Annotated in this window: 10 protein-coding genes; 7 read left to right on the top strand and 3 right to left on the bottom strand. The window is 74.1% G+C overall.

The features are described from left to right. Positions 1–133: 133 nt before the first annotated feature. Together DMB38_RS21165 and DMB38_RS21160 are read left to right on the top strand one after the other, a co-directional pair. The gene (locus DMB38_RS21165) at positions 134–817 is read left to right on the top strand and encodes a DUF3558 family protein (RefSeq protein ID WP_125936517.1); all 684 of its coding nucleotides are present in this window, start codon (positions 134–136) and stop codon (positions 815–817) included. A gap of 124 nt (positions 818–941) precedes the next feature. Further along, a complete protein-coding gene (locus tag DMB38_RS21160; protein ID WP_125939170.1) occupies positions 942–2285 on the top strand; it encodes a DUF2637 domain-containing protein in 1344 nt (447 codons plus the stop codon). Between the two features lie 28 nt (positions 2286–2313). Here DMB38_RS21160 and lysS read toward each other — a convergent pair whose 3' ends face one another. Further along, positions 2314–4035 (bottom strand): lysine--tRNA ligase, encoded by a 1722-nt coding sequence (lysS, locus tag DMB38_RS21155; RefSeq protein ID WP_125936516.1) that lies wholly within the window; start codon positions 4033–4035, stop codon positions 2314–2316. A 129-nt stretch (positions 4036–4164) separates the two neighbouring features. Between lysS and argS the strand changes: the two genes are divergently transcribed. Both argS and DMB38_RS21145 read left to right on the top strand, forming a co-directional pair. After that, positions 4165–5946: an arginine--tRNA ligase gene (gene argS / locus DMB38_RS21150; protein WP_125936515.1), complete on the top strand. Its 1782-nt coding sequence runs from the start codon at positions 4165–4167 to the stop codon at positions 5944–5946. A 37-nt stretch (positions 5947–5983) separates the two neighbouring features. Next, entirely contained in the window at positions 5984–6817 is an 834-nt protein-coding gene (locus DMB38_RS21145; protein WP_125936514.1) for an alpha/beta fold hydrolase, read from the top strand. Between the two features lie 21 nt (positions 6818–6838). Here the strand turns inward: DMB38_RS21145 and DMB38_RS21140 are convergent, their stop codons facing one another. After that, positions 6839–7774, bottom strand: coding sequence for a hypothetical protein (locus DMB38_RS21140; protein WP_125936513.1), 936 nt, complete (start codon positions 7772–7774; stop codon positions 6839–6841). An 81-nt stretch (positions 7775–7855) separates the two neighbouring features. After that, positions 7856–8470 carry an XRE family transcriptional regulator gene (locus tag DMB38_RS21135; RefSeq protein ID WP_125936512.1) on the bottom strand — a complete coding sequence of 205 codons (615 nt, stop codon included), beginning with the start codon at positions 8468–8470 and terminating at the stop codon, positions 7856–7858. A 55-nt stretch (positions 8471–8525) separates the two neighbouring features. Here DMB38_RS21135 and DMB38_RS21130 point away from each other — a divergent pair, with 55 nt between their 5' ends. The 3 genes from DMB38_RS21130 (at position 8526) to DMB38_RS36215 (ending at position 11979) form a co-directional block, all read left to right on the top strand. Continuing rightward, complete coding sequence (locus DMB38_RS21130; protein ID WP_125936511.1) at positions 8526–9623, top strand: NAD(P)/FAD-dependent oxidoreductase; 1098 nt, start codon at positions 8526–8528, stop codon at positions 9621–9623. A gap of 41 nt (positions 9624–9664) precedes the next feature. Beyond that, the gene (locus DMB38_RS21125) at positions 9665–10315 is read left to right on the top strand and encodes a class I SAM-dependent methyltransferase (protein ID WP_125936510.1); all 651 of its coding nucleotides are present in this window, start codon (positions 9665–9667) and stop codon (positions 10313–10315) included. 161 nt (positions 10316–10476) lie between these two features. After that, positions 10477–11979, top strand: coding sequence for a hypothetical protein (locus DMB38_RS36215; protein ID WP_164716067.1), 1503 nt, complete (start codon positions 10477–10479; stop codon positions 11977–11979). The last annotated feature ends 1 nt before the right edge of the window (position 11980 follow it).

The following is an 11980-nucleotide window of genomic DNA, read 5'->3' as shown; positions in this document are numbered from 1 at the left end:
TCCCGGCCGCCCGTATCGCCCGTACGCCGTCGGCGCCTGCGGGTACGCTCGCAAGCCGGCGCACGCGAGGCGCCTGGCCCAGGGCGTCGTGCCCCCACCACGCGCCGCCCGACGACCGAGTGATGAAGGACCCATGCACCGCTCTACGACCCGCATCCCCCGAGCCCTGGCCGCCGCGGCCGTGCCCGTGATACTCGTCACCGCCGGCTGCTCCTCCGGTGACGACGGCGGCGACAGCGGCAAGCCGAGCAGCGCCGCACCGTCTTCGGAGAGCAGCGAGCCGCAGATCGAGCCGGCGAAGTTCGCCAAGCTGCCCGACCCCTGTGATGCGCTCGCGAAGGACAGCATCAAGGATCTGGTGCCGGGGGCGAAGAGCACGGCCGGCGAGGCCGGCAAGTCCGCCGACACCTCCCAGCGCAGCAGTTGCTCCTGGGACGGCCTCGACGGCTACCAGTGGCGCTGGCTCGACGTCTCCTACCAGCGCTACGACTCCGACCCGGCCGTCGGCAGCGGCGCCGACCGCGCCGCGGAGTACTACGCCAAGCAGGCCAGGGCCGCCGAGGCGGCCGAGGGCGCCAAGGGCATGAAGACCTCCGCCCCTTCGGGCCTGGGCCAGAAGGCCGCGGCGTTCACGTACGAGACGACGGAGGACAAGCAGGACTACCGCAAGCAGACGGTCGTCTCGCTGCAGGAGAACGTCGTCGTCACCGTGAACTACCACGGCGCCGGTTTCCAGGGCACGGACCAGCCCAAGGCCGCCGACCTGCTGAAGGACGCCGAGAAGGCGACCAAGGAGGCCCTGGCCGCGGTGAAGTGAGCGAACCTGCATACGCAAGCCCGTACAGCCGTGCGAGGCTAGCGTGGCTCCGGGCCGGGCCCGGAGCGGCCGGTGATCGCCAGCGGAGAGGGAACGGCGCGTGGACAGGGCTCCTGCGATACGCATGAACCGGACGCACCGCATACTCATCACCGTCGTCGTCCTCGGCGCGGTGGTGATCGCGGCGATCGGCTTCGCCGGGTCCTACGCGGCCGTGCGCGACCTCGCCGAGGAGAAGGGCTTCGGCGACTTCGCGGTCTTCTTCCCCATCGGCATCGACGCGGGCATCGTGGTGCTGCTCGCCCTCGACCTGCTGCTGACCTGGATCCGCATCCCGTTCCCGCTGCTGCGGCAGACGGCGTGGCTGCTGACGGCGGCGACGATCGCGTTCAACGGCGCGGCGGCGTGGCCCGACCCGCTGGGCGTCGGGATGCACGCGATCATCCCGGTGCTCTTCGTGGTGGCGGTGGAGGCCGCGCGGCACGCGATCGGGCGGATCGCGGACATCACGGCCGACAAGTACATGGAGGGTGTGCGCGTCTCGCGCTGGCTGCTGGCCTTCCCCTCCACGTTCCGGCTCTGGCGGCGGATGAAGCTGTGGGAGCTGCGCTCGTACGAGGAGGTCATCCGCCTCGAACAGGACCGCATGGTCTACCGCGCCCGGCTGCGCGCCCGCTACGGCCGGGCGTGGCGGCGGAAGGCGCCGGTGGAGGCGGTCATGCCGCTGAAGCTGGCGCGGTACGGGGTGCCGCTGGCGGAGACGGCGCAGGCGGGTCTCGCGGCGGCGGGCATCGACGCGCCGCTGCGGCCGGCCGGATCGGCCGCGCGGACGGCGCACGCCCTGGAGCCCGCACAGGACGTACAAACCGCGCAAATTGCACAAAATACACAGAACGCACAGCCTGTGCCGCCTGTACAGACCGCGCCGCCCGCCCAGGTCGCGTACCAGCCGGCGGCCGCGGCCCCGCGGGCCGAGCCCGCGCCGCCCGCCACCGCGACCGCCCCCGCGCCCGTGCCGGAACCCGAGCCGCTGCCCGCTCCCGAGCCCGTCGCGACGATCCCGGGGCCCGCGCCGCGCCGCGATCTGCGCGCCCCCGCCGCCGTCAACGGCCACCAGCGGGCCGCCGCGCAGCGGCCGGCCGCCGCCGTCCCGCCGCCCCGGGAACCCGAGCCCGAGCCGGAACCCGAACCGGCACCCGAGCCCGTCGCGCCGCCCGCGCCCGCCGACGACAGCGCCGAGGTCGTCGGGCTGCCGGACGGCGTGCCGTACGACGACGCGCTCTTCGGCTTCTACCGCCAGTACGTGGTGGACGAGGGCCGCTTCCCCTCCGCGCGCGTGTTCGCCCGGTACCTGCGCGACGTCCACGGCGTCCAGTACGCCGACGGCCGCACGCTGGGCGAGCGCTACCTGCGCACGTACACCCACGAGCTGAAGGCGCGCTACAACCAGGGCATGGGCACCGCCTGACCGGCCGGCGGCGCCCCGCCGGGCGGCTTCAGCCGCCCAGCAGCTCCCGCACCCGCTCCTGCCCGACCGCCAGCAGCAGCGTCGGCAGCCGCGGCCCGGTGTCGCGGCCCACCAGCAGCCGGTACAGCAGCGCGAAGAACGCCCGCTGCTCCGCCTTCAGCTCCGGCGTCGGCTTCGCATCCGCGGGCAGCCCGGCGCGCAGCTTCGGCACCCCGTACAGCAGCGTCGTCAGCCCGTCCAGCGACCAGTGCTCGTCGAGACCGGCGAGCAGCAGCCGCAGCAGCTCGCGCTCGCCGTCGCCCAGCGACGCCAGCAGCTCCGCGTCCGCGTCCTTGCGTACCTGGGTGCGCTGGTCGGCCGGGACCTGCGTGGTGATCCAGCGCTCCGCCTTGTCCAGCCGCGGCCGCGCGTCGGCCAGCGACGTCAGCGGGTGCTCCGGATCGACCTCGGCGAGGATCCGCAGCGTCTGCTCGTCGTCGCCCGCGGTCACGTCGGTCACGGAGGCGAGCATGCGGTACGGCAGCGGGCGCGGCGTCGCCGGCAGCGGCCCGCCGGCGGTGCCCGCGGCGCGCTCGTACGCCGCGACGTCGCCCGGCTGCGCCGTGCCCGCGCCGACCTTGCGGACGAGGGCGTCCCACTCGTCGTACGTCCGCTGGATCTCCTGGTCGAAGGCGACCTTGAAGGACTGGTTCGGCCGGCGCCGCGCGTACAGCCAGCGCAGCAGCATCGGCTCCATGATCTCCAGCGCCTCGGCGGGCGTCGGCACGCCGCCCTTCGACGACGACATCTTCGCCATGCCGCTGATGCCGACGAACGCGTACATCGGGCCGATCGGCCGCTCCCAGCCGAAGATCCCGACGAGCTTGCCGCCGACGTTCCACGAGGATCCTGGCGAGTGGTGGTCGACACCGGAGGGCTCGAAGATCACGCCCTCGTACGCCCAGCGCATCGGCCAGTCGACCTTCCACACGAGCTTGCCGCGGTCGAACTCGGCGAGCCGCACGGTCTCGCCGTGCCCGCAGGCGCAGGTGTACGTCAGCTCGGTGGTCTCGTCGTCGTACGCGGTGACCGTCGTCAGGTCGCGCCCGCAGACCCCGCAGTACGGCTTGTACGGGTAGTACGCGCCGCCGGCCGTCAGGCCGTCGTCCTCGTCGGCGGCGCCGGAGCCCTCGGCCGCGGCCAGCTCCGCCTCGTCCACCGGCTTCTGCTGCTGCTTCTTCTGCTGCTTCGGCTTCGTGCGGAACTCGGCGAGGACCGCGTCGATCTCGGCGCGGTGCCGCATCGCGAAGAGGATCTGCTCGCGGTACGCACCCGCCGTGTACATCTCCGTCTGGCTGATGCCCCGGTACGTCACGCCCATCTCGGCGAGCGCGCCCTCCATGGCCGCCTTGAAGTGCGCGGCCCAGCTCGCGTGCGGGCTGCCCGCGGGCGGGGGCACGGAGGTCAGCGGCTTGCCGATGTGCTCCGCCCAGGACTCGTCGACGCCCTCGACGCCGACGGGCACCTTGCGGAAGCGGTCGTAGTCGTCCCAGGAGATCAGGTGCTCGCAGGGGACGCCGCGGCGGCGGATCTCGTCGGCGACCAGGTGCGGGGTCATCACCTCGCGCAGGTTGCCCAGGTGGATCGGGCCCGAAGGGGACAGGCCGGAGGCGCAGACCACCGGTTTGCCGGGGGCTCGGCGCTCCGCCTCGGCGATGACCTCGTCGGCGAAACGGGAGACCCAGTCGGCGGCCTCGGTGGTGGCACCCACAGTCCTGACTTCCTCTCTGGCGCGTCTCTGCAGCGCTTGCGGGACCCATTCTCCCAAACAAAATCGCCTTGCCCTGCATGGGATACTGAGGGCCCGTCCCACCTCCAGAAGGAAGCGGCGATCACGAACATGGCCTCAGTCCCGTCCCTCGCCACCCAGGTCCGGCAGCGCGTCGCGGACGCCCTTGCGGCGGCACTGCCGCAGGAGGCGGCCGCGGACCCCCTGCTGCGACGCAGCGACCGGGCGGACTTCCAGGCCAACGGGATGCTGGCGCTGGCCAAGCGGCTGAAGACCAACCCGCGGGAGCTGGCGGGCCAGGTCGCCGAGCGCGTCGACGCGGGCGACGTGCTCGCGGACGTCGAGGTCTCCGGGCCCGGCTTCCTCAACATCGCGGTGACGGACGCGGCGATCACGTCGAACCTCGCCGCCCGCGCCGCGGACGACCGCCTCGGCGTGCCGTACGCGGACGCCCCCGGCACGACCGTCATCGACTACGCCCAGCCGAACGTGGCGAAGGAGATGCACGTCGGGCACCTGCGCTCGGCGGTCATCGGCGACTCGCTCGTACGGGTGCTGGAGTTCACCGGCGAGACGGTGGTCAGGCGGCACCACATCGGCGACTGGGGCACGCAGTTCGGCATGCTCATCCAGTACCTGGACGAGCACCCGCACGAGCTGGACCACGGTGGCGCGGACGGCGCCGCCGTCTCCGGCGAAGAGGCCGCCTCGAACCTCAACAGGCTCTACAAGGCCGCCCGCGCCGTCTTCGACGCCGACGACGCCTTCAAGGAGCGGGCCCGGCGCCGGGTCGTCGCGCTGCAGTCGGGCGACCCGGAGACGCGGGCGCTGTGGCAGCGGTTCGTGGACGAGTCGAAGCTGTACTTCTTCTCCGTCTTCGACAAGCTCGACATGGAGGTGAGGGACGCCGACATCGTCGGCGAGTCCGGCTACAACGACATGCTGGACGAGACCTGCGAGCTGCTCGCGGACGCGGGCGTCGCGGTCGACTCCGAGGGCGCGCTGTGCGTCTTCTTCGACGACATCAAGGGCCAGGACGGCCAGCCGGTCCCGCTGATCGTCCGCAAGTCCGACGGCGGCTACGGGTACGCGGCCACCGACCTGTCGGCCATCCGCGACCGGGTGTTCAACCTCAAGGCGCAGACCTTGCTCTACGTCGTGGACCACCGGCAGTCGCTGCACTTCCGGATGGTCTTCGAGACGGCCCGCCGGATGGGCTGGCTCGACGGCGACGTGACGGCGACGCAGCTCGCGTTCGGCACGGTCCTGGGCAAGGACGGCAAGCCGTTCAAGACCCGGGCGGGCACGACCGTACGGCTGGAGGACCTGCTCGACGAGGCGATCGACCGGGCGTCGTCGGTGGTCCGGGAGAAGGCCGACAAGGCGGTGCCGCCGCTGACGGAGGCGGAGATCGCCGAGCGCGGCGCGCAGGTGGGCATCGGCGCGGTCAAGTACGCCGACCTGTCCACGTCCGCGGCCCGGGACTACAAGTTCGACCTGGACCAGATGGTGTCCCTGCACGGCGACACCTCGGTCTACCTCCAGTACGCGTACGCCCGGATCCGCTCCATCCTCCGGCGCGCGGGCGACACCGCGCACCCGGTGGCCCACCCGGAGCTGGCGCTCGAACCGGCGGAGCGGGCGCTGGGCCTGCACGTGGACGGCTTCGCCGCGGTGGTCGCGGAGGCGGCGGAGGAGCACGCGCCGCACAAGATCGCGGCGTACCTCTACCAACTCGCGTCGCTCTTCACGACGTTCTACGAGCACTGCCCGGTCCTGAAGGCGGACACCCCCGCGCAGGTGGAGAACCGCCTCTTCCTCAGCGACCTGACGGCCCGGACCCTCAACACCGGCATGTCCCTCCTGGGCATCCGCACGCCGGAGCGCCTCTGACCGGCCGGCCGCGGGCGGCTCCCGTAGGGTGCTCGTCATGAGCGACTGGCAGTTGACGCGGACCTTCCCCAGCGCCGCCGGGGAGGTCCGCTGGGACCGGCTCGGGTCTGCCGGGGGGCAGCCGGTGGTGTTGTTGCACGGGACGCCGTGGTCGTCGTACACGTGGCGGGCCGTCGCGCGGGCGCTGGCGCGGGGGCGCGAGGTGTACGTCTGGGACATGCCCGGGTACGGGCAGTCGGAGAAGCGCGCCGGACAGGACGTCTCGCTCGACGCGCAGGGGCGGATCTTCGTCCAACTGCTTGATCATTGGCGGTTGGACGAGCCGCTGGTCGTCGCGCACGACTTCGGCGGCGCCGTCGCGCTGCGCGCGCACCTGCTGCACGGCGCCGCGTACCGCGCGCTGGCCCTCGTCGACCCCGTCGCGCTCGCCCCCTGGGGCTCGCCGTTCTTCCGTCTCGTACGGGACAACGCCTCTGTCTTCGAGCAGCTCCCGGCGGCACTGCACACCGCGCTGGTCCGCGAGTACGTCACCACCACCGGCGGCCCCGGCCTCCACCCGGCGGTCCTCGACGCCCTCGTCGCGCCCTGGACCGACGACGCCGGCCGCCCGGCCTTCTACCGCCAGATCGCCCAGGCCGACCAGCGCTACACCGACGAGATCCAGCCCCGCTACGGCGAGATCGACCTGCCCGCGCTCATCTGCTGGGGCACGGACGACACCTGGATCCCGGTCGCCAAGGCGCACGAACTGCGCGCCCTCGTCCCGCACGCCCGTCTTGAGCTGTTCGAGGGCGCGGGCCACCTGGTCCAGGAAGACGCCCCGGCCGAACTGACCGCCGTCCTGCAGACGTTCCTCACCGAGCAGTCCTAGCCCCCGCACCGCCGGTCGCGCCTACGCGTCCTCCCACCACGGCTTCACGCCCTCCACGGCGACGTAGTCGGAGAAGTCCATGTTGGCGATCTCCAGGTTGCAGACCATGGAGCCCGCTTCGCGCCACGGCAGGACGGCGATGTGGCCCGGGGCGTCGTCGAGGTCGACGGCGACCAGCGGCCGGTCCGCCCCGGCGAAGGTGCCGGCGTCGGCGAGCGCGACCACCACGGCGTGCTCCCCGGGCGGGACCAGCGCCGGGACCGCGCCGGGCGGCAGGCCCGCGTAGGCGGGGTCGTCCACGACCAGCGCCGTCAGCGGGTAGTCGTCCACGTCGATGTCGTCCGGGTCGATATCCGCACCGACCCACCCCTCCTCGTCGGTCCCGCCCAGCTCGGCCAGGAGGGCGCGCCAGCCCTCGTCGTCCTCGAAAGAGGTGCGGACCAGCAGGGCGCCGTCGGTGGCGGGCAGGGCCGGGAAGGGCCGGGGCGGCGGGGCCGTCGGCGCGGGGAAGGCCGGCCGCCCGGCGTCGCCCTGGTAGGTGCCCTGCCTATCCATCGCGCGGACGAGATCGTCGAACACGAGGGTTCCGCCGAGCAGCGCGCCCAGGATCTCCCCGAGCCGGTCCGCCGCTATCCGGGCCCCGCGCCCGGGTATCGCCGCCAGGTCCACCAGCAGCGGCTCGCCGCCGTACACCGCGGCGCAGTCCACCAGGACGGCGACGGGCGCGGCGGATCCGCCGCCCGGGAGGAGCGCGGGCACGTTCCCGCCGCGCAGGCCGTCCCAGCCGGCGTCGGCGACGCGGCGCAGCCGCACCGGGCCGCCGCCGCCCGGGACGGTCGCGGCGCCGTCCCCGGTCCGGTCGCCCAGCTCGCCCCAGCAGGGCTCGCCCTTGTCGTAGTACGTGCAGATCACCAGCACCTCGCCGGACGCGGTCCGGGGCAGCTCCGGGCAGGACATGACTTCCCTTTCGACGGTTCGCCGCAAGATGCCCGGGAAGCTATCGCGCCGCACTGACAGCGGCCGCCGGCGCCTCCTCCGCTACGAGGCCGACTTCGGGCGGGCGCGCAGGTGGGCGCGCTCGCCCTGGCCGCCGAAGAGGCTGAGGAACTCCACCGGTTCGTCGTCCGCCGCGCCGAACCAGTGCGGTACGCGGGTGTCGAACTCGGCCGCCTCGCCGGGTTCGAGGATCAGGTCGTGCTCGCCGAGCACGACGCGCAGCCGGCCGTTCATCACGTACATCCACTCGTAGCCCTCGTGGGTGCGCAGGTCCGGCTCCCGGCGCCCGCTGCCCGCGGGCAGGATCAGCTTGAACGCCTGGATGCCGCCGGCCCGGCGGGAGAGCGGCAGCATCGTCATGCCGTTGCGGGTGACCGGGCGCAGGTTGATGCGGGGGTCGCCGGTGGGCGGGGCGCCGACCAGCTCGTCGAGCGTGACGCCGTGGGCGCGGGCCAGCGGCAGCAGCAGCTCCAGCGTGGGGCGGCGGCTGCCGGACTCCAGCCGGGAGAGGGTGCTCACCGAGATCCCGGTGGCCGCGGAGAGCTCGGCGAGCGTCTGCTCGCGCCGGCGGCGCAGCTCGCGCAGGCGGGGGCCGACGGCGGTGAGGGCGGTGTCCAGCTCGCCGTCGGGGTCGGGGGTGCTGTCGGTGTCGGCCATACGGAGAGTTTGCCATATCGGCAACAGAGTTTGCGTATCCGGCGGTGCCGGCCGCATGGTCGTCGGCATGGAGGTGGTCGACGTGACCGAAGGGGCCGAGAAGGCCGGTATCGCCGAGTGGGCCGGGACCGCCGCGTGGGCGGAGGCCCCGGGGGCGGCCGACGAGCCGGCGGAGAGCTACGAGGCCGTGGTGGTCGGCGGCGGCGCCGCCGGGCTGACCGGCGCGCTGATGCTGGCCCGCTCCCGCCGCTCCGTGGCGGTGATCGACGCCGGTGCTCCGCGCAACGCACCGGCGGACGGCGTGCACGGGCTGCTGGGCCGCGAGGGCATGCCCCCGGGCGAGCTGCTGGCGCGCGGCAGGGCGGAGGTGCGCGGGTACGGGGGCCACGTGGTGCCCGGCGAGGTCACCGGGGTGGCCCGGGAGCCGGCGGACGGCGCCCGCGACGGCGCGGCCGGGGAAGGCGAGGGCGGCTTCGTCGTCACCCTCGCCGGCGGCCGGACCGTACGGGCGCGGCGGCTCCTCGTCACCACCGGCCTCGTCGACGAACTGCCCGCCGTCCCCGGCGTCCGCGAGCGCTGGGGCCGGGACGTCCTGCACTGCCCGTACTGCCACGGCTGGGAGGTCCGCGACCAGGCCATCGGCGTGCTCGCGACCGGGCCGATGGCGCTGCACCAGGCGCTGCTCTTCCGGCAGTTGAGCGCCGACGTCACGTACTTCGCCCACACCACGGAGCCTCCGGCGGGCGAGGACGCCGAGCAGTTGGACGCCCTCGGCGTGCGCGTCGTCACCGGCGAGGTCGCCGGTCTGGAGATCGCCGCCGGCCGGCTCACCGGCGTACGCCTCGCGGACGGCACCGTCGTCCCCCGCCAGGCGCTCGCGGTGGCCCCGCGCATGGTGGCCCGCAGCGGGCTCCTGACCGCACTCGGCCTCACGCCCGTCGCCCACCCGTCCGGCATGGGCGAGCACATCCCCGCCGACGCCACGGGCCGCACCGACGTACCGGGGGTGTGGGTCGCGGGCAACGTCACCGACATGACCGCGCAGGTCCACGCCGCCTCGTCGGCCGGCGCCATGGCCGGCGCGCAGATCAACGCGGACCTCGCCGCCGAGGACGCCCGCCGGGCGGTCGCCGCCCGGCGGGTCGGCGTGTGACGTACGTACCCACCGAGACGACGACAGAGAGGGACACCGGCATGACGAACGCGACGGAAGAGTTCGGCGAGGCGTACTGGGAAGAGAAGTACCGCGCCCGCGACGCGATCTGGAGCGGCCGCCCCAACACCCAGCTCGTGACCGAACTCGCCGGCCTGCCGCCCGGCACCGCGCTGGAGGCCGGCTGCGGCGAGGGCGCCGACGCCATCTGGCTCGCCGAGCGCGGCTGGCGGGTGACGGCGGTGGACATCTCCGCCACCGCGCTGGACCGCGCCCGCGCCCACGCCGAGGCGCGCGGCGCGGAGGTCGCGGGACGCATCACATGGGTACGGGCCGACCTGACCGACTCCGCCCCGGACGGCGCCCCCTTCGACCTGGTCACCACCCACTACGTCCACACCACCGCCTCCCGCCGGGCGCTCTTCGGCCGCCTCGCGGCGATGGTGGCCCCCGGCGGCACCCTGCTGGTCGTCGGCCACCACGAGACGGACCCCCGTGCCGCGGACATCGCCGAGGCCCACCCGGGCGTGCACTTCACTGCGGAGGACGTGGCGGCGGACCTGGCCACGGACGCCTGGGACATCGACGTCGCGGAAGTCCGCATCCGCCGGGCCCCGGAAGGCCACGAACCCCACGGCCCCGACCAGCCGGCCGAACACCACGACGCGGTGCTGCGCGCGCGCCGGCGCTGACGGCGGCGGTCCCGCGGGGCGGCTCCCCCGGCCACGGCGGAGCCGCCCCGCGCCCGTCCCCGTACACGGCGCACGCCCCTCCCGGATCCGGGTGCCGCCCGTCCCGCGATGCGGCAGGATGACCGCGCGGGACCATGGACGGCGACCGGCGGGGTGGGCAAATGGCGACGAGACAGTGGGAGTTCCAGGATCTCCGCGACCGGTACCCGGTCATGGCCCAGGCGCTGGACAACCAGTGGCTGCCGCCCTCCGCCGCGGCGTCCCGGCAGGCGGCGACCGCCGGCGCGGGCCCGGACGACGCCCATCTCGCCGCGGCCTCCGCGGAACTCCGCCGGGCCCTGGTCAACAGCGGCACGCTGGTCGCCAACCGCGCCTACTTCCTCAACAACCCCGCCCTGTACGAGAACTTCGCCGCCGGCGCCGCCGCGGACGAGCGCCGCGCGTTCGCCCGCCTCCTCAACGACGGCAGCCTCGTCCCCTTCCTGCTCGGCGAGCGCGACCCCGCGGAGCGCCCCGCCCACCTCGACCGCGAGCGCGTGCACCGGTTCAGCATCGACGACCGGATCCACCGGAGCTGGCAGCGGCTGCTGGAGGAGGAGGCGGAACCGGCATGCGTCCGGCTCTCCTGGGACGACGACGCGAACCGTGTGGCGACGGGGCGGGTGGGCGACTACTTCGGCCGCAACGTCATCACCCTCAACCGGCTCGACCCGGTGCTGCTCGCCGAGGACCTCGGCATCCCGGTCGAGCAGGCGGACGCGATGCGCCGCGGCATCCTCACCGACATCGCCCGCTGGTCCGTCGAGCAGGATCCCGACACGGCCATCACCCGCAACGCGGTCTACGAGAACTTCTTCACCCGCCCCGGCACCCGGCCGCACGAGCGGCTGCTGCGCGACGGCGACCACATCCTCACCGCCAAGCAACTCGTCGACCTGCTCTACAACATCGGCGTGCCGGTCGCCGCCGACATCGTCGCCGCCACCCCGCCGCAGTCCCCGCCCCGCAGCGCCCTCCAGGAACTGACCGCCGCGGCCGCCGACCCGGTCGCCGACCCCGAGGCGCTCGGCCGGCTGCTGCGCGGCGTCTTCGCCGACGCGTTACACCGGGCGGTCGACGGACCCGGCTCGTACGGCAGCCTCTCCCTCGCCGAGATCGTCGCGCTGCGCCAGGAGGAGGAGTGGCGTGCGTACATCGACGCGCTCAGCGGCTTCGTCAACTCCGGCTTCACCCCGGACCTGGTGCCCTCGCCCCACGACTTCGCCGCCGCCACCGCGCGGATCGCCCGGCTCCACGCGCGGATGCTGCGCCGGGCACGGAAGATCAGCCGGGGGCCCGGAGCCTTCCGGCGCGAGATGGGCGTCATGCTGATCCTCGAGTCGCCGGGCATCGTCCTGCGGGTGCTGGCGGGCGAAGCCTCCTTACTCAGCGGCTCGCTCGACGCGGTCAGCGTGGTCGCGGGACCGCTGGTGATGCGCCTGGTGTTCAAGGAGGCCCGCGCGTCCCGGGGCGGCCTCGGCCACAGCATCACCCTGCCCGCGCTGCGCCTGCGCAGCCTCCGCAAGGACTGGGAGACGATCCTCCGCGCCTACGGCCAGGAGACCCGCCCCGCCCGCGCCGACACGGCGGCGAGCGAGGCCGACCAGCAGGTGACCGCACCCTAGG

The organism is Streptomyces sp. WAC 06738 (genome assembly GCF_003945505.1).
In the GTDB taxonomy this organism is placed as follows: Bacteria; Actinomycetota; Actinomycetes; order Streptomycetales; family Streptomycetaceae; genus Streptomyces.
Note: the sequence above shows the minus strand (reverse complement) of the source record. Positions and strands in the feature narration are given on the sequence as shown.